General features: G+C 46.8%; 19 protein-coding genes. 17 read left to right on the top strand and 2 right to left on the bottom strand.

Features of this window, described 5'->3' with window-relative positions; all coding sequences use genetic code 11:
• The first annotated feature begins 33 nt into the window (after positions 1-33).
• The 6 genes from AC1DLM_RS04550 (at position 34) to AC1DLM_RS04525 (ending at position 4,453) form a co-directional block, all read left to right on the top strand.
• On the top strand, positions 34-612 hold the full coding sequence (locus AC1DLM_RS04550) for a TetR/AcrR family transcriptional regulator (protein WP_477569253.1): 579 nt from the start codon (positions 34-36) through the stop codon (positions 610-612).
• A 371-nt stretch (positions 613-983) separates the two neighbouring features.
• Positions 984-1,685: an SDR family oxidoreductase gene (locus AC1DLM_RS04545; RefSeq protein ID WP_477569252.1), complete on the top strand. Its 702-nt coding sequence runs from the start codon at positions 984-986 to the stop codon at positions 1,683-1,685.
• Positions 1,682-2,017 (top strand): SDR family NAD(P)-dependent oxidoreductase, encoded by a 336-nt coding sequence (locus AC1DLM_RS04540; protein WP_477569251.1) that lies wholly within the window; start codon positions 1,682-1,684, stop codon positions 2,015-2,017. Before AC1DLM_RS04545 ends, AC1DLM_RS04540 begins: the two co-directional genes overlap by 4 nt.
• Before the next feature lie 44 nt (positions 2,018-2,061).
• Entirely contained in the window at positions 2,062-2,184 is a 123-nt protein-coding gene (locus AC1DLM_RS04535; protein WP_441992101.1) for a hypothetical protein, read from the top strand.
• Between the two features lie 83 nt (positions 2,185-2,267).
• Entirely contained in the window at positions 2,268-3,350 is a 1,083-nt protein-coding gene (locus AC1DLM_RS04530; RefSeq protein ID WP_441992102.1) for an alkene reductase, read from the top strand.
• A gap of 80 nt (positions 3,351-3,430) precedes the next feature.
• Entirely contained in the window at positions 3,431-4,453 is a 1,023-nt protein-coding gene (locus AC1DLM_RS04525; RefSeq protein WP_477569250.1) for an NADP-dependent oxidoreductase, read from the top strand.
• 377 nt (positions 4,454-4,830) lie between these two features.
• Here the strand turns inward: AC1DLM_RS04525 and AC1DLM_RS04520 are convergent, their stop codons facing one another.
• Positions 4,831-6,207 carry a hypothetical protein gene (locus AC1DLM_RS04520; protein ID WP_477569249.1) on the bottom strand — a complete coding sequence of 459 codons (1,377 nt, stop codon included), beginning with the start codon at positions 6,205-6,207 and terminating at the stop codon, positions 4,831-4,833.
• A gap of 185 nt (positions 6,208-6,392) precedes the next feature.
• On the opposite strand from AC1DLM_RS04520, the gene AC1DLM_RS04515 reads away from it, so the two are divergent.
• The 3 genes from AC1DLM_RS04515 (at position 6,393) to AC1DLM_RS04505 (ending at position 7,696) form a co-directional block, all read left to right on the top strand.
• The gene (locus AC1DLM_RS04515; protein WP_477569356.1) at positions 6,393-6,560 is read left to right on the top strand and encodes a DUF2716 domain-containing protein; all 168 of its coding nucleotides are present in this window, start codon (positions 6,393-6,395) and stop codon (positions 6,558-6,560) included.
• Positions 6,561-6,858: 298 nt separating this feature from the next.
• Positions 6,859-7,245, top strand: a complete 387-nt coding sequence (locus tag AC1DLM_RS04510; protein ID WP_477569248.1) for a DUF4362 domain-containing protein — start codon at positions 6,859-6,861, stop codon at positions 7,243-7,245.
• Between the two features lie 91 nt (positions 7,246-7,336).
• Entirely contained in the window at positions 7,337-7,696 is a 360-nt protein-coding gene (locus tag AC1DLM_RS04505; RefSeq protein WP_477569247.1) for a hypothetical protein, read from the top strand.
• A gap of 133 nt (positions 7,697-7,829) precedes the next feature.
• On the opposite strand, the gene AC1DLM_RS04500 is transcribed toward AC1DLM_RS04505, so the two are convergent.
• Positions 7,830-10,166 (bottom strand): helix-turn-helix domain-containing protein, encoded by a 2,337-nt coding sequence (locus tag AC1DLM_RS04500; RefSeq protein ID WP_477569246.1) that lies wholly within the window; start codon positions 10,164-10,166, stop codon positions 7,830-7,832.
• A 303-nt stretch (positions 10,167-10,469) separates the two neighbouring features.
• On the opposite strand from AC1DLM_RS04500, the gene AC1DLM_RS04495 reads away from it, so the two are divergent.
• The 8 genes from AC1DLM_RS04495 to AC1DLM_RS04460 all read left to right on the top strand — a co-directional run bounded on the left by AC1DLM_RS04495 (position 10,470) and on the right by AC1DLM_RS04460 (position 23,075).
• On the top strand, positions 10,470-12,023 hold the full coding sequence (locus tag AC1DLM_RS04495) for an extracellular solute-binding protein (RefSeq protein ID WP_477569245.1): 1,554 nt from the start codon (positions 10,470-10,472) through the stop codon (positions 12,021-12,023).
• 92 nt (positions 12,024-12,115) lie between these two features.
• Positions 12,116-13,015, top strand: a complete 900-nt coding sequence (locus AC1DLM_RS04490) for an ABC transporter permease (RefSeq protein WP_441992108.1) — start codon at positions 12,116-12,118, stop codon at positions 13,013-13,015.
• Between the two features lie 13 nt (positions 13,016-13,028).
• Entirely contained in the window at positions 13,029-13,898 is an 870-nt protein-coding gene (locus tag AC1DLM_RS04485; RefSeq protein WP_441992109.1) for a carbohydrate ABC transporter permease, read from the top strand.
• Positions 13,899-13,961: 63 nt separating this feature from the next.
• On the top strand, positions 13,962-18,614 hold the full coding sequence (locus AC1DLM_RS04480) for an Ig-like domain-containing protein (protein WP_477569244.1): 4,653 nt from the start codon (positions 13,962-13,964) through the stop codon (positions 18,612-18,614).
• The gene (locus tag AC1DLM_RS04475; protein ID WP_477569355.1) at positions 18,499-20,355 is read left to right on the top strand and encodes a heparinase II/III family protein; all 1,857 of its coding nucleotides are present in this window, start codon (positions 18,499-18,501) and stop codon (positions 20,353-20,355) included. Before AC1DLM_RS04480 ends, AC1DLM_RS04475 begins: the two co-directional genes overlap by 116 nt.
• A 26-nt stretch (positions 20,356-20,381) precedes the next feature.
• On the top strand, positions 20,382-22,376 hold the full coding sequence (locus tag AC1DLM_RS04470; protein ID WP_477569243.1) for an alpha-amylase family protein: 1,995 nt from the start codon (positions 20,382-20,384) through the stop codon (positions 22,374-22,376).
• A 106-nt stretch (positions 22,377-22,482) separates the two neighbouring features.
• Positions 22,483-22,710 (top strand): spore germination protein, encoded by a 228-nt coding sequence (locus tag AC1DLM_RS04465; RefSeq protein ID WP_057309976.1) that lies wholly within the window; start codon positions 22,483-22,485, stop codon positions 22,708-22,710.
• Positions 22,711-22,829: 119 nt separating this feature from the next.
• Positions 22,830-23,075 carry a hypothetical protein gene (locus AC1DLM_RS04460; protein ID WP_171633072.1) on the top strand — a complete coding sequence of 82 codons (246 nt, stop codon included), beginning with the start codon at positions 22,830-22,832 and terminating at the stop codon, positions 23,073-23,075.
• Positions 23,076-23,223 lie beyond the last annotated feature (148 nt).

Raw genomic sequence — 23,223 nt, 5'->3', positions numbered from 1 at the left:
ATATGTTATATTAATTGAGGGAGGGAGATGGGAATGGCGAGAAGCAAGGAGTTTGAAGAGAAAAAGGTCTTGGATAAGGCGATGCGGCTCTTTTGGGAGCAGGGGTACGAGAAAACGTCCATGACCGAGTTGGTTGAGCATATGGGTATTCATCGAAGAAGCTTGTATGATACATTTGGAGATAAGCATAATCTGTTCCTGAAAGCGATGGATCGGTTTGAAGACAAAATCAGCGCCGCGCTTGCAGGAGGGGTTAAACGATCCAAGACCGCTTCGGAGGCATTACAGTTTATTTTTGGTTTCATGATCGACGGGGATGAGGACTCGCCAGCCGGCTGCTTAATGGTGAATTCGGCCGTAGAATTGGCGGCGCGCGACGTCGAGGTGGATAACAAGTCCACGAAAGCATTCACGACAGCAGAGCAATTGCTCAGGGAGATTATTATTTGGGGACAACGTGACGGTGAATTCACCTCCACATACAATGCTGAGGAATTGGCGGAATACCTGCATAATGTATGGATTGGGTTAAGGGTAATGGCAAGAACCTCGGCTTCCAAAGAAAAGCTTCACCGTATTACTCATATTTCGATGAAGCTCTTGGAAGAATAAGGGTAATTGTGGTAGTCAGTTCAGATGTGAAGTCTCCCTTCTGCTAATCCATGCTCTTTGTGATCGAGTTATCTTACGTCTATTTTAGAATGAACATTCTCAAAAGTAATGGCCGAAAGAAGCTCTAAAGCATAGTTTACAATGAAGTTTATCAGCGCAGTTAAAACAACAAATAACACAACACACAAAAACAACAGAGTAGGGCACGCAGCTTTTTTTTTTACGATATTGAGAATGATCGTTCTCATTAAAAAACAAGTATCGAGTCAAACTCGCTTACCGTACTTACTACGTATCAAAACGCAGACCGAATAGCTTCAAGAAAACAAAACAATTTCATAAACAGACTACAATAAAAGGAGCACATGAAAATGAATATTTCTCAACAAGTTGCATTTGTCACTGGCGCGAACCGAGGTTTTGGTCGCCATCTTGCCCTTGAACTTCTATCCAGAGGGGCTAAGGTGTATGCCGGAGCAAGAAATCCGCAGTCCATTGACATTCCCGGTGCAATTCCTGTAAAGCTTGATATTACGAACCCTCAAGAGGTAGCTGCAGCTGCTATGGCCGCTCAAGATGTAACGCTTCTGATCAACAATGCAGGATCGGCTACAGGCGCTACTTTGCTTGACGGTGATCTCGATCAAATTCAGTTGGAATTTAATACGCACTTCTTTGGCACATTATCCATGATTCGCAATTTCGCACCTATTCTTATTAATAATGGTGGAGGATCCATACTGAATATCCTTTCAGCATTATCATGGTTCAGTGGTGGGGGGAGTGAAGGCGCTTATTCGGCTGCAAAGGCGGCTGCGTGGGCAATGACGAACGAGTTGCGCTTAAATCTGTATCCTCAAAATGTGAGAGTAGCTGGCTTGCATGTGGGCTTTATGGATACAGACATGACGTCAGGCGTTGAAGCTCCGAAGTCCAACCCTGCTGATATTGCAAAAATTGCAATTGATGGAATAGAGTCCGATAGCTTTGAAATTCTTGCTGACGAACCGAGCCGTCAACTCCAGCGTGCTCTCGCTGGCGGTGTAGCTGCTATTTACCCACAGCTTAAATGATGAGCAAAACTGTACTAATTACCGGAGCGTCGGGCGGAATTGGAAAAGAGCTGGCGGATCGTTTCACCAAAGACGGATACGACTTGGTGCTGGTCGCACGCAGCGAGGACAAGCTCGTGGATCTCGCGAGGGATCGGGAAAAGTACCGTGTCCAAACGACATACATCGCCAAAGATGTTGCGTTACCTGGCATGGCGGAGGAAATTTACAGGGAGCTTAAAGAAAAAGGGATCACCGTCGACTTTCTTGTTAATAATGCGGGCTTCGGCTTGTACGGGGAATTCTTGGAGACACAGCTGGAGCAAGAGACGAATATGATCGACACGGGCTAGCCACCTCAAAGCTGTTTAGAAGCGGCGTCATGGAGGTTGGGCAGGTGGCTGATATAGGATATCGCGAATTCGCGGGGCAAGACTTTAATCATAACAGGGGGCGCAACAAGTTCATGGCGTTCTTGCCGCGGTTGCTGCCTCACAAGCTCATGACAAATGCGGTCTGATCCGCACTGGCTAAAGTGGAGCGATAATCGAAAGAAACATTGGAGTTAATAAAATAAACTCAATTCAGAGAGGGGTTTTTAAAATGGAAAAACTGTGGAGCAAAACGAAAATTGGCAACCTGGAATTACCCCATCGGTTAGCGATGGCACCAATGACACGAAGTAGAGCGCAAGAGGATGGTACGCCGGGAGAGCTAACTTCCCATTATTATGCTCAAAGAGCATCGATGGGTTTAATTATTACTGAAGGCACACAACCTTCTGATGATGGTCAAGGTTACTTAAGGTCACCGGGTATCTATACGGAAAAGCATATTGAAGGTTGGAAAAAGGTTACGGATGCGGTACATGAAGCAGGTGGATTTATATTTATCCAATTAATGCATGTCGGTCGTGTTTCGCACCCCGACAATACACCACATCATCGTCAACCCGTTGCACCATCTGCGATCGCACCTGGTGTAGAAATGTTTACGGCTAAAGGGATGCAGGAAATACCCGTTCCAAGAGAGTTAAGTGAAGAAGATATCCAGACGACAATTGCAGACTTCCGGAAAGCAGCAGCGGCAGCTATTAAAGCAGGAGCTGACGGCGTTGAAATTCATGGAGCAAATGGTTATCTGATTAATCAATTTATTGGGGAGAATTCTAATACACGATCGGATAAATACGGTGGATCGATAGAGAACCGTGCTCGCTTTGCAATTGAAGTAACGAAAGCAATCGTTGAAGAAATTGGAGCAGAACAAACAGGCTTCCGTATTTCGCCGGGAACACCTCTTAACGGAATTGATGAGGGCGAACACGGTCCTGAAGTTTATCTTCACCTTGTAAAAGAATTAGCTCAATATAATTTAGCTTACCTCCATGTTATGCATTTAGGGGACGAAACACTGCTCCGTGAAATTCGCAACATCTGGCCAAATCCATTATTAGTCAATAGAGCTGGACGGGCTCTAGAAGATCTTAGTGTAGATATTGATAATGGCCTTGCTGATATGGCGCCAGTCGGGGTATGGTCATTAGCTAATCCGGACTTAGTTGAACGTATTAAAGAAGGCTTTCCTTTGAATGAAGCAGATCGTAAAACATTGTATTCTGGTAACGGAAGCGAGGGTTACACAGATTATCCTACGATGAAAGAACTCAACAACAGTAAAGAATAACATGGATATTGCTTTATGATGGCGTGCAAGTTAAAGTGCGCCATCAATTTTTCCAATAAACGAATGTGGAATTAAGATAGATGAGAAAAGGAGAAGATGAAGAATTGAAAGCTGCACAAATGGAAAAATATTCTAAACAAATCCAATTAGAAATAAACAATATAAAAATACCGGAAATCAATAACCATGAGGTTCTTATCAAAGTAAAAGCTGCAGGTGTAAATCCCTTAGACATTCTTATTTTAAATGGTAGTATTCGCATGATTGCCGATTATGACTTCCCTTTAACTTTAGGAAACGAACTATCCGGCGTTATTGAGGCTGTTGGAAAAGATGTTGTGAAATTCAAGGTTGGAGATCCCGTTTATACGAGGCTGCCAATAAATAAAATCGGAGCTTTTGCTGAGTATGCGGCAGTCCATGAGGATGCGATTTCCGTTATGCCTAAAAATCTTTCTTTTACTGAGGCCGCCGCAGTACCCCTCACGGCTTTGACTGCATATCAAGCCTTGCATGATGTACTTCATGTTCAACCCGATAAAAAACTATTTATTCCTGGAGGAACTGGCGGCTTTGGTACGATGGCTATCCCGATTGCCAAATCGATGGGGTTATATGTGATTACGAGCGGCAGTGAAAGAGGGAGATCACGTACACTGTCCATCGGCGCTGATCAATTCATTAACTATAAAGAGGAAAATTATTTTGATTTGCTATCTAATATCGATTATGTTATCGATACATTGGGGGCAAAAGAAATTAAAAAGGAACTTGCTATTCTCAAACCCCAAGGGAAATTGGTATCATTGAAGGCTTTACCCAATTACCGCTTTGCTGCTGAAAATAACTTTCCAATATGGAAAAAGCTATTGTTTGGTTTAGTAGGTGCTCGTTTAGATCGATTAGCAGTTAAACAGAATAAAGAATATCGCTTCTTATTCGTGTCCGCCAATGGCAGGCAATTACAAAAACTGACGAAACTAGTTGAGGATGAAGATATTAAACCCGCTATAGATTCAGTTTATAATTTTGATGACATTAACATGGCTTTAAATAAAGTTTCTACTGGTCACTCCGAAGGAAAAGTGATAGTAACCTTTTAAGGAGAGGATATATGAATTTTGGAAATACGCTCGAAAGGTGCCTTGGCATAAGACTGCATTCACGCTTCGTAGCATTTGGCTGATTACTGAGGGAAGAAAGAACGATTGTTCAATAAAAAAGCGACAGTCAAGGACTATTTTCACGTCCATGGCTGCCGTTGATCTAAATAATATGGTCAGTCTAAGACTTATTTAACGAATTGTGACGCGAAAAACCGCATGGTTTCAATGTATCCAGTCTGAAACTTTAATTTCCCACAACGCGGTGCTTTTTAATCTACTTATAGAGATAACGATTGGATAGCTCTTGAAATGCGATGCGGTGGAACTTTTTCTTATCAAGCATCAATTTCTGAGCCATTTGCGTGTAGATTCGCTTATGCCGAGGGTTCGGAGAGCTGTCCCCAGCCTGTTCCAAAGCGAGTGCCATCATGGTTAGCTCCTGACCGTCGAAGGCGTCTATCACATTTTGGTATATCAGTTTTTTCGCCAGCTCGCGGTACATTCTGGACTGAAACCGACTCTCCGTCTTCTTTGACCATTGCACCAAAACGTTCATAATAATCAGTTTGTCGTTTAATGTTAGCATGATTTTGGCTTTTGTGCAGCGCATCTAAGTTACACTCCTTTGTTCTCGATTGGCTGAAGCAATTATCGAGAGCAGGAGCTACAGGAGGACGCAGCGGCGGAGCATGTGACCAATTTAAGTAATGTCGGGTCCGGCAATGCCATGACATTACGCTACACTGTATCATAGCATCGGCTTTATCAATCAGCACCGCTTTGCAATTGCTTCCCGAATACGAAGGCTTCGCTTTGCCATCTTTGACACTAGCAGCCAAAGGCAACAGCGAGCCTATAGCTGATGCAGACGGAGGCAGCGTAGGTTCCGATGACGGCATAGTCGGGATCGTTTCTCTTCCCGGAAATTGGCTTGTTTGTGCAGACATAAATTTATTCGACGAATTCGTGATTGCCGATTGATGACCTTTTTCTGATAAAGGCGGCGCAGGCTTCAGGATTGATTGAGTTTCAGCGGTGTATGAACCTCCCGCAGTCTCCAAACGGCTCGCAACAGGCAATGAGGGGGCAGTCGAAGGTGCTATGCCCGAAGGACCAGCTTTCGGGATCGGCGATTTATCCGCAGAGGCGCTCTCAGCGGGCGAAATAACCAAGTCCAACACCGGCTGCACACCTTCCACTTCCGCGACCGGCCTCAGCGTGTCCGTCATCGCTTCAGCGATTGGCTGCACAACATTGTTCGTCAGCTCCTCAGCCGCTTCCACGATAGGCTTCAGCGTGTCCGACACCGCTTCTGCGACCGGTTGCACAACATTGTCCGTCAGCTCCCCAGCCGCTCCTGCGATAGGCTTCAGCGTGTCCGACACCGCTTCTGCGACCGGTTGCACAACATTGCCCGTCAGCTGCYCAGCCGMTTCCACGATAGGCTTCAGCGTGTCCGACACCGCTTCTGCGACCGGTTGCACAACTGTGTCCGTCAGCTYCCCAGCCGCTYCCRCRATAGGCTTYAGCGGGTCCGTGACCGCTTTTGCGACCGGTTGCACAACTGTGTCCGTCAGCTCCCCAGCCGTTTCCGTGATAGGCTTCAGCGTGTCCGTCAACGCTTCTGCTATCGGTAGAGCGATTTTATTCAATGGCTCAATGGAATCCAAGACCCCTGTAGCATGAGCTAAATGGATTCCTACCAAAAAAGGCAATGCAAGCAAAATCATTGTGATGACGAGGCCTTTCAAAAGCTTTCACCTCTCTTTGCAGTTAAGGCGAACCCCTTATGGAAACATTCGCCATTTATCCACAAGTTTCCTGTAAAATGCATCCAAATTGAGTCTTTGGATCTAAAAGTAGCACTTTTGTGCTATCAGTCATAACCACTCACCCGTAAACGGGTCGACTAGCTCTTTCATCGTTAACCGATGAGCTGGGGGTTTCAACAGCAGTAGCTGAAGAACCAAGCGAGTATCTCTATGCATTGGACTGGCAGCACGAGTCTTTTCTTTATAATCCGTACTTGGAAAAAGATCCAGAAAGCGGAACAATATCGTTTTATCCAGACGGTTCTGCTTGCAACCTCTTTATTGGCTGGTAAGGCATACGAGTAAAAATGTCATTGCCCTAACGAGAAACGTTTGTTCAATACACAGGAACGGGACTTTTTTATTTAATCTGATCAAGTTCTTGTTAATTGGCAATGACAAGAACTTGATCCGATTGCCAACAAGATTAAAAAGGCGCGCTCAGCTAAAGGGCAGATTTCGCAACATATTCTCGCCGTTTTCGTAAAAGAATGTAAATAAAACTTTGAAGGAGGTAAAAATATTAAATCCAAAAAAAATTTAATTATTACTCAGACATTCATAATTATTGTTTTGATTGTCTTCATTTTTGTGTTTGTAAATCAATCAAATAAAGTGAACGATACTGCTACCAACTCAGTTATTTTTCATCTTGACAGAGCTGACCTTGAACGAGTTGATAAAATGGTAACAAGATTTAATGAGGGGCAAGGAGACAATCTAATGATTATAGAACCAGGAATGGATAGCGGACCAGCCATTCATGATGTAATTTCAAATGGTAAAGAAATAAATTGGATAGTTGATAACTCACGAGATGCATGGAGTACAGACAAAGGCAAGACGGAATATGTCTGTAAATTGATTCGAATACACGAAAGAGATAGTGATTATATTGATGTTGAATTATCAAAATGTAAAAATTACAAGGATGATGACCAACTTAGAATTCTGTCTTTTAGAAAAGAAAAGTTGTAACTGGAAATGGATGAAACTAACGGTGAACTTTAGTTTTACTTAGAACCGTCGTTTACAATCGTGTGTTTCATTAAGCAAGGAGATTGGTGTAATGGAGAGTATATCAATAGAAGAACTATATGAACTATATGTCGATACGATAAAGAGATGCGGAACTTATTTGATAAACTCTGATGATTTGGTGATTGAATATAACATCTTTGAAGAGTTCGATATAGGTGCTATATCATTTTTACACACAGACAACTTAAAAAAATTAGTCGGAGAAGGGCTAATTAGTGTTGATATAATGCGTAAAAGCTCAACTTTAAGAAATGAATTTTTAGCAATTCAGCAAGGTAAAGAATGGAATATTAATGCGGTGCGGCACTCATCTCGGTGGAAGGAGATTCTTGAACTTGCAGATGAAATCAATTCAATGGTGGTGCGTTACGTTAATGCAGAACGATAGTTCAATAGACAGCAGCAGTCTAAGACTTTTCAAGTCCTAGCCTGTCGCTGTTTAATTTTTAGGGCCATTCCCCATTCTACCACTATACATTCCCAAGACAGTTCTCTCGGGAGGCGGTCTCTTCTTACCACTCCTATTCCGAATCCTCCAGGCCTCCCGCCGGGATCTGGTCTACCGTCGTCTTCAGTAACCGATATTGTCCAGGCGTACTCCCCATGCGCGATTTGAACAGCTTGCTGAAGTAGCTGACGTTGGYATAGCCGATTTCACGGCAGATGTCCTCCAGCGAATATTTGGGCTGACGCAGCAGTTCACAGGCCCGTTTGATTCGCAGATGAATCAAATGGTCGTTGATCGTTGTACCCGTTGTTTCCTTGAAAATACGGCTCAAAAAGGACGTGCTTCGCTGCACGTGACCGGCAACCGTCTCAATCGTAATGTTGTTATTATAGTTCTTCTCCATAAATTCGGTGGCAAGCTGCAAAGTCATATCATTCAGCTTCAACCGCTTCTCCCGATTGTGCGCAATGATTTGGGTGCACATCTCCATCAACCGTGCTTCCATATCGCGAAGCGTCTGGATACCGGACAGCACGAACGGTCGATCACCGAGTACAGCGGTCATATCTCCACCGGTTTGGACCAGCGTTTTTACAATCTCTCCACTTAATTGAAAGAAGAGTTGCTGCACGTTGGCTTTCCCTAGCCTGCGTGCGGTTACCTCATTCGTGATACGGTTGATCGTCTCCGCACATTCGTCCTCGTTCAATTGAAGCAGCGCTTGAAGCAGCTTTGTCTCTAACTCGTACGGGTAAAAATAAGTCTCTTCATCCTGCTTCCAAGAGCTAACGATCGTATAGGGTACGATTTCGCCTTTGCCGACATACATTTTCAGGCTGAGCGCTTCGACGGATTCTTCATAGGCGGTTTGAGCCGAATACACATCTGTGTGGATGCGGCTAAGTCCAATCGTTGCAAGGATGCCGTAGCGGTTCTTCATATTTCGCTGTAGCTTCCTAGCAAGCTCAATCGGAACCTCGTCTTGATTGGCAGGAACAGCAACAATAATGATGATGATGCGTTCATCGTCTCGAGCGAAAATTTCGCCGTCGATTTCGGGTCCGAGCTCTTCAATCAAGCCATATTGAAATAGATGAAAATGGAGATTGCCAGTCGAGTCATTCAGTAGGGATTGCTCCTCGACCTCGATCGTCAAGATAGCAAATCGTTCAAAATTCAGTTTTAACCCTAAAAGCTCAGCTGCATCCTTCTCTAGCCCACTGCTTTGCTGCGAAATCGCCCGTCCCTTGATGAGATCGCTCAAATATTTCTCTTTGATCGCGGAACGGTTGTCGCCAAGCAACGTTTCTACCCGTTCCTTCTCGCTTAGGATGGTTTCACGGCTATGGCGAAGCCGTTCGAATGCCTGCTGAATGAAGCTCGCTTCATCGGCGGCCAGCAAGGAGGCCTCTGGGCTTGCTCTATCGCCGCCACTAATATAGGCGATAACGCTTTTGAGTGGCCGGTATAGTCGTTGTGAGATGTAGAACAGCAGCAAAATGGCAACAGTGACATAAATAGCGGATATAGCAGCCACAATCATTTTTATGCGGCTCAGCCCCTCAAGCAGGACGGATCGTTTGGTCAAATTGACAAACTTCCAGCCTGTCACACTAGAAGTGGTGTAGGTCACGATCCACCGTCGATCGTCGACGTATGATCCGCTTCCAGGAGTGGATAGAACGCTTTTATCCAGCTTCCCGATTAGCGCTGCCGCTTCTTCCGTTTCACTGTAGAGAGGTTCGCCTTGGGAACCGAGGACAAGCGTCAGCCCCTTTTTATTATGATAATGGCTCAAATATTCTTTGAAGAGCAGGTCAAGCTTCAAATTGATCACGATGGCCCCATCAACCGGACCAATGAGCGGCATTTTCTGCATTAAACTGGTGGCAAGTGTCCCCTTTATCGCATTGCCAGGACGATTAGTCAGCCACACGGTCCGGTTCGCGGTGTCTTCACTCATGACCGTCATCCAAGAACGGTCGGTGAAGGAAGATAACGAGGACATTTTCATATCGGAACGGGAGGTCAGAATGAGATCAAGTTTATTGTATACGAGATAAATGGAGTCGATATAAGGACTCAGTTTCTGCTGTTCTTCCAAGAATCGTGTCAAGTCAATGAGTGAAGACACGCTTAGCTTATCGTTTATTTTGTGATACAGGTAGGATTGGGTCATGACCATGCTCGAGGCGATATTCTGTATTGCATTCAGTTCTTTATGAATCAGTTCCCGCTGCTGCTCCATGATGGATTGATTATATTCAATCGAGTTCTGAATGCTGGTATCGGCAGAAATCGTATAGGTGACCGAGGAAATGAGGATAACCGTGACAATGACGATCGCCGTCATCGATAACAATAGTTTGACGAAGAGAGATCGGTTGCGAATTACTTGAAGACTAGGCATCCAGACCCTCCTTTCGTAGTGTTAGCGTTTTCAATATTGGGTGGATATCGTACTCAGCACCAAGCAAATTATAGCACAGAATGAAATAAGGGGAAGGCGAGAGGCGAAAAACATACGAAAAATCGGATAACATAATGCGATACAACCAGCCACGGAAAGGAAAAACATAACAAAAATCGAATGAGATGATTGTGTAGTTGCGTGCCACGGGATATCGTAAAGGATGTAACCGTTCCCAATTCCCGGCCGGGGTAGAGCGTGTTAAGGAACGGAATTCATGATGTGAACCAGGGGGAGATTATTGTGCCTATCTATAAAATGAAACCAGTCGCACTCACCGTCTTAGCAGCCAGCATGGCAGCAAGCGTACTTAGTGGGTGTTCCACAGAAAAGAATACAGCTTCCGTATCGAGTCAACCGAGTAGTGCTGCAAAACCAATTGAAATATCGTGGGGCATTCAATTCCAAGCGCGGGCGGTCGTTGCCGATACGCCTGTGCAGAAATGGCTTGAACAGAAATTCAATATCAAAATCAAGCCAGTTAAAGTAACCGACGCTAGTATCGCTTCCGGTGACGTACCGGATGTGTTCATGCTGGGTGATCCATCGAACGTATCTGCCTACCAAGCGCAAGGTGTCTTAATGGATCTAGATCTCAATATGGTGAAAGAGAAAATGCCCGAATACTATAAAGATGTTGAGCAGTCGAAGGCGCTGTTCCAGACAGTAACGTTTGGCGACAAGCTCTGGGCAGTCCCGATGTTTATCGATTTGAAACCTTATGATCTTACGATGTTGTGGCGCAAAGACTGGCTCGACAAAGTCGGTATCACCAAGCTCCCGGAGACCCTCGATGAATTCGAGCAGGCGGCTTATGCGTTCGCCAAGAAGGATCCGGACGGAAACGGCAAGAACGACACCTACGGCTTGACCGGTACGGCAACGTCGACTTGGTCGACAGGCTTCTACTCGATATTTGGTGCTTATGGCGTTCAACCAACGATGTGGCACGAAAAGCAGGGGCAGATTATGAACGGCTCCATCATGCCGGAGGCGAAGAATGCTCTTGAGAAGTTGCGTAAATGGTATGCTGACGGCGTGATCGATCCGGAATATATTACGGATACACAAGATTCGTACCGCAAGAAGCTGTACAACAATCGAATTGGTGTGATTGAAGAACAAGTCGGTAAAGCAGCGCTCGCGGATGGTGCCACAAATGTAGCTATGAAAGACATCAATCCGAATGCTAAGCTCCAACTGGGTAAAAATCCGAAGGGCCCTGGCGGCAGCGGAAGCTGGGACTGGGGAGTAAAAAGTAATTACATTGTGCTTGGCAACAAGGTGAAGAATGACCCAGCTAAATTAAACAAAATTTTTGAAATTTTGAGAGCAGAGAGCAGTGACGAAGAAACGATCAACATGACGAGCTTGGGCGTAAAAGGAACACAATGGGATTTTGTAGCCAGCGGAGCGACTTCAGGCGCGACGAAAGTTTTAACCGGCTTCGAAAAACAAGAACAGCGTGATGCGGTTGGCATTCGATTGTTCTCGCTGGGCAATATCACGACGCGGACTTACCGGGATAAATATTCCAATCCGCAGATGAACGAAGCCGTTCGCACCTATTCTTCCGCACCAAACCAGACAGATGCGCTGCTGTTCGCTGCGCTTCCGTCAGATGGCAAATATAAGAAGGATTTGACGGCGCTAACGCAAAAATATTTTGCCCAAATTATTAGTGGAGAATTGCCGCTTAGCGATTTCGATAAGTATGTGGCGGAGTGGAAAGTGAAGGGCGGAGACGAGCTGACCAAGGAAGCTAACGACATGTACCAGAAGCAGTTCAAAAAATAATCAGCTTGAGAAGCGAATCCGAATCCTCGGCCGCAAGTCGTTCGCCGCTGCCGGGGAGGAGTCGCAACTGGCCCTGAGGAAGTGCACATGACATGAAAACGATTATGAAAAATAGGGAGCTGTTTGCGCTCTATCTGTTTGCTTATGCCTTTTTTCTCGTATTCAAATATGGCCCGATCTACGGGGTGCTGATCGCTTTCAAGGATTTTCGCGTCATCGACGGGATATGGGGCAGTCCTTGGGTGGGCTTTAAGCATTTCGAGGCGCTATTTCATTCGGCCGATTTCTATCGGTTGCTGAGTAATACGCTGCTGCTGAATCTGTATTTGCTGCTGTTTGCTTTTCCMGCACCGATCGTGTTAGCGCTTTTGCTTAATGAAATCAGATCCCGCTTTTTTCAGCGCTTCGTGCAGATGACCATGTATTTACCGCATTTCGTTTCGTGGGTCATCATGTCCGGCCTTGTCATCTATTTCCTGTCGCCGACCACGGGCATCGTTGCTGAGATCGTCGGCTGGTTCGGTGGGAAACCGGTATTTTATATGGGGCACAAGGAATATTTTCGCTCCATTGTAGTTGGTTCGGCCATTTTGAAGGACATCGGCTGGGGCTCGATTATTTATTTCGCAGCGCTTTCGGGTATTAATCCCGAACTGCATGAATCAGCTACCATGGATGGAGCGAATCGCTGGCAACGTTTGTTTCATATTAATATTCCGTCGATTATGCCGACGATTGCGATTATGTTCATTCTCAGCTTAGGCGGCTTCTTGAGCGCAAACTTTGAACAAATTATCAACTTGCTCAATCCGGTCACCTTTGAAACAGGAGATGTGATTGACACTTACGTCTATCGCGTAGGACTACAGCAATTTCAATACAGTTATACGGCTGCAATCGGCTTGTTCAAGTCGTTAGTAGGGTTGCTGCTGATTCTGGGGGCTAACTTCACTGTGCGCAGACTAAGCAAGGGAGAAAGCGGCTTATGGTAGGAGGATTTGCAACATGAGGATTGGAAACTGGCAGGATCGCTTAAGCGTCAGCATCATTTATATCGTACTTGGCATACTTGCTATTATTGTCGTCTACCCATTTATTCACGTACTGTCGGTTTCGTTAAGCGGTAGGGGAGAGGCGCTTCGCAGCGGCTTTCACTGGATTCCGAGGGATCTGACCTTAACGCCATACAAGGAATTGCTGACCTATCCGTTCATCTGGAAAGGGTACGGCAATACGCTGTTCCGTATGGTCATTGGCACAGCGCTTACATTGATCGTTACCGTATGCGCAGCCTACCCRCTGTCTCGCAATGAAATGCCATGGAAGCGGGTTTTGGTACTTCTCCTGCTCTTTACAATGATCTTCGACGGTGGAATCGTGCCGAACTATCTGCTTATGAAGGAGTTGCATCTGCTGAATACGCGGTGGGTTTACGTGCTGCCGAGTGCGGCAAATGCGTTCCAGGTATTAGTGATGATTTCGTTCTTCCGCTCGATTCCAGATGCGCTAATCGAGGCAGCACGGATTGATGGGGCGCGTGATCTGCGTATTCTTACTCGCATTATTTTGCCGCTATCTGTCCCGGTATTGGTTACGATCGGTCTCTGGTCGCTTGTGCATCACATTAATGCTTTTATGGACAATTTACTGTATGTGACCGATCAATCCAAATTCGTGTTGCAGCAGATTGTCCGGCAAATTCTGATTGAGAACAGGCTCGATCCGTTTACGACGGCTGTGAATGAAATTCCGCCTGCGCCAGAGAGTTTGAAGATGGCAGCAGTAATCGTATCCGCCCTTCCAGTGTTGGTGATGTATCCTTTCCTGCTTCGTTATTTCGAGAAAGGTACAATGATTGGTTCGGTGAAGGGATAATGCAGTCCTGAATACGTCTCTCCAGTGACAAGTAAAATTTATTTTGCGAAGGGATGTAGAGATATGCTTAGAAAAAAAGCAATCATTCTCACGATTACCGCCATTTTGTTGAATTTGTTCGTTTTACCTGCTATTCAGGCCGAATCCGGATTACCGGAAACGGCCTTCTATGTGGCCACAGATGGAAGCGATTCCAATGCGGGCGGGATCGATGAGCCTTTTCGAACGCTAGAGAAGGCTAGAGATGCCGTTCGTCAGTTGAAGAGCACTTCGGGCTTGCTGGATGGCGGTGTGACCGTTTATTTGCGTGGCGGCACGTATAATCGAACATCCAGCTTCCAGATCGAGCAGCAGGACTCCGGTACCGCTGACAGTCCGATCATATACAAAGCCTATCCGAACGAGAAGGTAAGTCTGTCCGGCGGTCAATCGCTCGATAAGAGTTGGTTTACGCAAGTTACCAATTCGGCGATCCTGCAGCGGATCATAAGTACCGACGCTCGTACCAAGGTGCTGCAGGTTGATCTGAGCAGTCACGGCATTTTGGATTACGGCGTGATGAGCCGACATGGTTACTATAAGGCCAACGATGTCAGTCAGGTTCCACCTATGGAGCTGTACGTAGCAGGCGAGGGGATGACACTTGCGCGCTGGCCGAATAGCGGTACGGTGCAAATGGGTGACATCATCGATGTTGGTCCGACACGTAAGGATGCTGATTTGCAGGATCGAGGAGGAACGTTCAGTTACACGTACGACCGGCCGCAATACTGGACGAATGCTGACGACATTTGGCTGGATGGGATTTTCGGTTACAGCTGGGAATGGTCTTACAACAAAGTAGCTTCGATCGATACAGTGAATAAGCAGATTACATTGCGCTACGGCGAAATGAGCGGCTTGTTCAAGAACTGGTATCCGGATTTCCATTTCGCGCAAAATTTGCTCGAGGAGATCGATAAGCCCGGCGAATATTACATTGACCGTACGCAGGGCGTCTTGTATTTTTTGCCGACGGCATCGTTTGAAACGGAGCATCCCGAGATTACCGTTACGATGTTGAAAACACCGATGATAAATTCAGTAGGGGCATCCTATGTCACGTTCGAAGATCTGACTTTGGAGAATGGGCGCGATTCGGCTGTGGTGATTATGGGTGGAGATCATGTGCTGCTATCGCACTGCGAAATCCGCAACTTTACAAACGGCGGCGTGCAGATTAATACGCCTAGCCGTTGGCTATACAATGATTTTGCGACAGCCACGGGGGTGAATCACGGAATAACGAGCAGTCACATCCATCATATCGGAGGGACGGCAGTCACTTTGAACGGAGGCAGCCGTGTCACGCTTGCGCCTGGTAACAACTATGTGGAAAACTCGCATATCCACGATTTCGCTTATTATCATAAGGCGTACAATCCAAGTGTCATTCTGACTGGTGTGGGTAACCGTGTATCGCACAATGAAATTCATGATGCGCCGCATCCTGGCATTCTGATCTTCGGCAATGACCACCTAGTGGCGTACAACAATATTTATGATGTATGCAAAATGTTCTCCGATCTCGGGGCCATCTATATGAACGCAGGCGAGACACCGCAACAGCGGGGAACCGTCATTCGGGGAAATTATTTCCACAACATTGGTGAATCCAAAGCTGGTGTAGAAGGTGTTTATCCAGACAATTTCACAATGGGGCTGACGATTGAAGATAATATCTTTTACAAAATGGGCAACTCCGCAGTTAAAAATAACGGTGGGGCACACATCAAGACCCGGAATAATCTGTTTATCGATAGTGAAGTACCTTATGATTATGCCGACATTTATCTAGGAGATGCACCAGATAAGCAGATCCCGAAGAACTACATGCCGAAATGGCAGACGTTGTTTGCCCAAAATAATAATTTTGTAGGGACGCCATATTTGGTCAAATATCCGGAGCTCGCAGACTTCTTTACGGAAAATCGGTACTATCCGACTACGAATACCTTAGAGAATAATGTGATCTATAATCCTACCAGGGCTCGCAGCAGCATCACCAATGCCCAAGGGGCGTACGATAAGTTTAATTTGTTGCAGTATGCGAACAACTGGGTGACGAACAGCGATCCTGGCTTTGTAAATCTGGCCGCTGGTGATCTCAATTTGAAAAGCGACTCCGCAGTGTTCCAGCAAATTCCCGGCTTCCATCCGATTCCTTTTGACGACATAGGGATTATCGGAAAAGCAGGACCGTATCTGGCGCCAGATGCCATTCCAGTAGAAGGTGTTCGGGCTTACGACGCAAATGTGATGATTGGAATCGGCAAAACATATGAGCTGCATACGGCCGTTTTACCGTGGGATGCAACGAATCCAAAGCTGCTCTATACATCCAGCGATCCTAGCGTGGTCAAAGTAGACAGCAAAGGAATGCTTAAGGGGGTGGGCATCGGGCAAGCCGTCATCACAGTCACTTCAGCAGAAAATCCGCTGCTTCAGGATGAAGTCATGATTGACGTCGAGATCGGGGACGGTATTTATGAATATACCGATTTCGAGACAGGGCGAAACAGCTGGCCGGTGGATCCGAATCGGTCGGTCATCGATATAGGCGGCAACCATATGTATAAAGTGCTGAAAGGTGCGACGGCGGTATCGCCGAACGAATATACCAACTACGAACTAACATTCAAGATGAAGACACCGCCAACGATGCCAAGTCTAGGCACGATTTATTTCTTCGACAGGCTAGGTTCGAACGGCGGGGGCCGTGTTGGCTACCGCAAGGTGGAGGACGGCACGTCCAAGTGGCTTCTCTATAATAAGGCCTGGGGGACCGTCAAGGAAGTGAACTTGCCATACACAGATTTAGCGCCGGATACCGAGTACAGCGTCAAGCTACTTGTAAAAGGTGCTGAAATCAGCCTCTATGTGGGTGGCGTGCTGAAGCTGAAGGCGACGGATGCGACATACAATCCATCTGGTACGGTCGGCTTTTATGCAGGCGGCTTCGACTACCTGCTGTTCGATGACATCAAGCTGTCCGTGCCGACTACGAAGGTTGCTGGGCTGCTGCTAGATCGAACCAGCGCGAATATCGGAGCGGATGAACAACTGAAGCTGCAGGTGAGCTTTGATCCTTCAGATAGCGTTAATCACAATGTTATATGGACATCGAGCAATCCGAGCGTAGCCGTTGTCGATGCAAACGGCTTGGTTACCGCCGTCGGATCAGGTGAGACGGATATTACCGTGACGTCGGTCGAAACACCTGAAGCGTCAGCGACTAGCCATATCATCGTGTCGGACATTCTGCTGAAGACGGATTTTGAATCCGGCGGAGGCGGCTGGCCAGTGGATCCGAATCGTAGCATTATCACGGTGAACGGCAATCATAAGTACCGGCTTTTGAAAGGCGCGTCAGCCACATCTCCTCGTTCGTTTACGAACTACGATTTGACGTTCAAAATGAAGACCCCGGCCACCATTCCGAGCGCAGCGACGTTATATATATTTGATCGCTTGGTCTCCGGCAGCGGTGACCGAATCGGATACCGGAAGACGGTGGACGGGGCGTCGCAATGGATTCTTTATAATGGTTCGTGGGCGACTGTGAAACAGTCCAGCCTGAACTATGAGGACTTGGCTCCGAATACGGAGTATACCTTTGAGCTGATCGTGAACGGCGCGGATATCTCCCTATTCGTCAATGGGGTGCTCAAATTAAAAGCTTCCGATCCTGCGCACAATTTGACAGGAACGATTGGCTTCTATGCAGGTGGTTTCGATAATCTGCTCTTTGACGACATCGTGGTTACGCAGCTTCGTGTGCCGATAACGGAAGCATCGATCTCTCCTGCCCAACCGGATGGAACAAATAACTGGTACGTGCATCCGGTTACGATTCAGTTAGGTCGGGGGGAACGATCATCCACGCTGGCACAAACTAACTATAGTTTGGATGGCGGAGCGACTTGGCAGCCCTATCTGATGCCGATCGTGATCAATACGGATGGCATCCACACTATTTCTTATCGTTCTACCGATCAAGCGGGGAACGAGGAAGTCGTACAAACGGTCAGAGTTCAACTGGATATGACGGCTCCCAGTATAACCGTTTCCACACCGAGCGTGAATCAGGCATTGAAGAACAGTGAAGTGCTTATACCTCAATTTATTGTGACCGATTCCTTGTCTGGTGTAGATCAGTCGAAGACAAAAATATGGCTAGATGAGCAGCAAGTAAATGAAGGAGACCAGATTCCCCTATACACGCTCCCTCTAGGGATGCATGCGCTCATCGTGACGGGGGTTGATGCAGTCGGGAACGAAGGGAGTCACACGGTCACATTCCAAACCTATGCAGACATCGATTCGCTACAAGCGCTAATTAGACAGTTTACGGCGATGTCATGGATTGATAATAAGGGAATCGCAAACAGTTTGGTAGTAAAGCTGCAGCAAAACAAATTGGATGCGTTTATTCATGAAGTGGAAGCACAAAGGGGCAAGCATATCACATCAGCTGCAGCTCAGATATTCCTAAGGGATGCGAGTGACTTGCAGATGACGTTGAACCAAAAAGGAGAATTCCATGATTTCGTTTCATCAGTTGAGAGAGGCGATATTAGCCATTCAAGAAAGACCGACGACCCTAACGTCTGGGGCCTTGACACCAGCGAGAAGAAGGGAGCTGCTGGAAGCCCCACATCTAGCAGGATTGCTTAAGGAAATACATCAGGAAGCGGAGAGGGCCAGGCGTGAGCCTGTTCCTCTCCTGTCTTTCACGGATTTTCAAACATTTCATTCGGCAGGAACTCGCAAGGAATTTGAAAAGCCGTATTTTGAACGCAGAGGACGCTTGCTTGCTCTTGCATTGTCGATGGCTCTAGATGACAGCGATGTATATAAGATGACATTGGAAAATCTGATCTGGGAAATATGTAATGAGTATGCCTGGGCTGTACCGGCGCATCTACCAGATACGATAGATAAAGTGTTGACGGCACGTGTCCCTCCGAACCGCTATGTGGACTTGTTCGCGGCTGAAACGGCGCATGCTTTGGCGGAAGTGCTATATCTTTTAGAGGACCGTTTGAATGATTGGGTCTCGCACCGAGTGAAGCAAGAAATCGAGCAGCGTGTATTCCAGCCTGTGTTCGAAAGTGCTCACCATTTCATATGGACCTCAAAGACGAACAACTGGTCAGCCGTATGTAGTGGTGCTGTCGGTATGGCGGCGCTGTTATTAATCGATGACCGGGAACGACTTGCTGGCATGCAGGACCKGGTTGTGAGCGCCATGGATAGCTTTCTTGCGGGATATGGGGATGATGGCTGCTGTCCGGAGGGGCTCGCATACTGGAGGTACGGTTTTGGGTATTTTGTCTATTGGGCTGAGATGCTTTACGAGTTTACTAACGGATCGATTGATTTGCTGAAGCAGGACAAAATTAAGCGGATTGCCGAATTCCCGGCAGCCGTAGCACTCAGCGATACTTCCTGCATCAATTATTCCGATTGCAGGCCAACCTTCAGACCGGCTACTGGACTAATCAGTCGTTTGTGCCGCAGACTTGGGATCGCTCCGCCGAAAATGACGTGTGTGCCTTCGTTTCATGAAGATCATTGCTACCGTTGGCCGTTTACTTCCCGCAATATAATGTGGACAGAGACCGAATGGCTGCATGTTCCAGGAGCAGAGGGGACCTTTTACTTTGCCAGTACGGATTGGTTGGTGGATAAATGCGAAACCTCGAAGGGCTTGCTTGCCTTTTCCGCTAAAGGAGGTCATAACAACGAGCCTCACAACCATAACGACCTCGGGCATTTTATTCTCCATACCGAGGGCGATACGCTGTTGGCAGATCTCGGAATGGGGGTATATACCCGCGAATATTTCGGGAAAGAACGCTATGACCACCTGCATGCCTCATCTGKGGGTCACTCGGTTCCTATCATCAATGGAGAGCAGCAGGCTGCCGGTGAAGCATATAGGGCAATCGTTACGAAAAATGATATGAATGATGGAGCTGTCAGGTTTGAACTCGATTTGACGCAAGCTTATAGACCGGAGGCGCGAATCCGCTTTTTCCAACGGTCCTTCGAGTGGAAGGTCTGCCAAGATGAAGCCAGAGCAGAGCTAACGCTAACGGATCATTTTGTATTCGATGAGGGAACAGGTGAGGCAGAACGGAGCTTAACGGAGCATTTCATCTCTTTCCACAAGCCTGTTATCAGAGGTGGAGAGGTAACCTGGCTGGGTGAGAAGGGGAGCGTCGTTTTACGATTTGAACCGTCGCTGCTGTCAGCGCATGTAGAAACAGTAGAAATACCATGTCGTGATTCGCATCCAGTGACGGTATATCGATTACAACTCCACGCTAGGCAGTTGGCCCAAGTGTATACGTGCAGGTTAGTCTTATCGTGCTGTATACATTTAACCCTTTCACTTAAGCGTTGCACATAATTACGGAATAGAAAGGAAGAGAACGCATGCGATTTCGTCAGGTGCATCTTGATTTTCACACCTCGGAAGCAATAACGCCGATTGGAGCACGTTTTGATAAGCGGCAGTTTCAGGAAATGCTTAAGCTAGGCCATGTGGATTCCGTTACGATTTTCTCCAAATGCCATCACGGCTKGGCTTACCATCCGTCAGAGGCGAACGAGATCCATCCTGGACTGAGCTTCGATTTGCTTGCCGCCATGATTGAAGCTGCACATGAGATTAACGTGAAAACACCTGTATACCTATCAGCTGGCTTGGATGAGAAGCTGGCACGACGACACCCAGAATGGCTCATCCGTGATGAGAACGACCAAACGAATTGGGTCAAAGGCTTTATGCTGCCGGGCTATCACCAATTGTGCTTAAACTCTCCCTATCTAGACATCCTGATCGACCAGATCCGGGAAGTCGTATCCCGTTATGATCTGGATGGTCTGTTCTTCGATATAGTAGGGATACGCAAATGCTACTGTCATAGCTGTGTTGAGAGCGTGCGCGAGGAAGGTCAGGATCCACGGGATGAGAAGGCTATGCGAAAGATATGGGAGAAAACGTATGCGAATTATACGGCGAGGGTGAAGGAAACGATTATATCGATCAAGCCAGGGCTGCCGATCTTCCACAATGGCGGACACATCGCACGAGGTCGACGCGATCTGATTAGTATGAACACACATTTAGAACTGGAGTCGCTGCCGACGGGTGGTTGGGGCTATGATCACTTCCCGCTGTCTTCTAGATACGCGCAAACGCTTGGCGTCGATTTTCTCGGTATGACGGGGAAATTCCATACGTCTTGGGGAGAATTCGGCGGCTATAAGCACCCGAACGCACTCCGTTACGAAACTGCGCTCAGCATGGCCAATGGTGCCCGCTGCTCGATTGGCGATCAGCTTCATCCTGACGGTTATATGGATGAAGCGACTTACGCACTGATTGGCGCGGCTTATCGCGAGGTCGAGGCCAAAGAGGCATGGTGCGTAAGGGCTAAGAATATTGCCGATGTTGCGCTGTTAACGTTGGAAGCAACCGGCTTGCATCCGAAGGCGAATGTGGCCAAGTCGGATTCCGACGCAGGGGCCGTCCGCATGCTGCTTGAAGGCAAATTCCTGTTCGATGTCATCGATCAGGAGAACGATTTTACAGCATATAAGGTGCTAATATTACCAGATTACGTAGCGGTGGATGATAAGCTTCAGAGCAAATTGGAGCAATTTTTACTGCAGGGCGGCAAAATTCTTGCGACAGGCTGGTCCTGCCTTGATCCGGAGGGCACCCGATTTACAATCGATCTCGGGGTGCGATATGTAGGGACAAATCCATATCGCCCTGACTATTTCCGCCCTCTGTTCAATCTTGGAACCTGTAGAGAAGCCTCCTACATTTTCTATTCACAAGGACAGCGAATCGAGCTGTCGGGCGGAACCGAGCTTGCACACCGTGAAGATCCCTATTTTAACCGCGATCTGTTTACATTCTGTTCGCACCAACATACGCCAAGCAGCTATGCATATGGAGGACCAGGTATGGTGGAAAGCGAGAGAAGTGTGTATATCGCTTGGAATATCTTTGAAGATTACGCGACCAAAGGCAGCCTCATATTGAAAGAAGCGGTCCTGCATGCGTTGGATCGATTACTCCCTGACAAGACGCTGCAAACCAATCTTCCGGCGCAAGGCATCGTCACCCTGCAAGATCAAAAAGAAGAGAATCGTCTGATTAATCACTTGCTGTACGCAACCCCAATCCGCCGAGGGAAAAACATCGAAGTCATCGAGGATATGGTTCCCATCTATGACGTCCAGGTTTCCGTTCGTACATCCAGACAAGTGAAGAACGTATATATGGCACCACAGATGGTCTCGCTCACCTTTAGGTACGAGGAGCAAACGGTCTCCTACACAGTACCTAAGTTGGAGTGCCACCAGATGGTTGTTATCGAGTATGAATGTTCCACGGAAGAAGAACAGGTTCATTAGGACCTGTTCTTCTTTCTGCTCATACGGCGATCCATTCAACCGACAAGTGACCAATAGGCACCTGAACACATACATTGGTTAAGAGTTGGAAGGGAGTGGCCGGAGCATGCCTGCAATTATTAATGGTGGAATCAAAATCCTCAATGTCGCACAGGGTTCCAATGTCCAGATTGGCGATACTTTGGCAATTAACCTTACCAGCAGTTCCAAAATCTTTGCAGGAGCCAACTCGTTTTCGCCAGGGGATAGCTTTGGAAGTGTTCAGAATGTACTCAATGGAAGTACCAATACAGTGGATCCTGATGTTGTGGATACGCCAAATAACACGATTTAATTGATGATTTTCTATTTCCACAAATTGGACGATTGTTGAGTAGAGATTAACGGTCCTAAAGTGATAGGGGGCTGCGAAGGATATACGGAACGCGAATCCATTTTAGGGGATAGAGAAGCTTGTTAAAACGAAAAGTGATTCGGATATATATCGGAAATATGATGTGGTTCCTTCCAGTTCTAATTTTGATCATGGGGGTCAATCCTTCTGTCGCAGGCAGTTTTTGGTGGAAGGCGCTGGGTTTTCTACTCTTTGCTGGCATTGTTGTCGTATGTATCAGTTCTTGGCTTCAGGTGCATCGTGAACAACGTGAACTTGATAAAAAGCGGCTCGATTATGAGTCTGTTGTATACCGTCAATTCTAATAAGACTGACTGACCGTCGATGCGATACGCATGGGCGGTTTTTTCGTACACCTAAAGATCGTATCCGTTTTTCGATAATAAATAGATGTCAGCAGGTAGGGGGATGTATTACACTAGTAAGTACGATTCTCAGGAAAGACTTGGCACA

Source organism: Paenibacillus sp. 01T442 (assembly GCF_056398345.1).
This window is presented reverse-complemented; position numbering and strand designations above follow the sequence as displayed.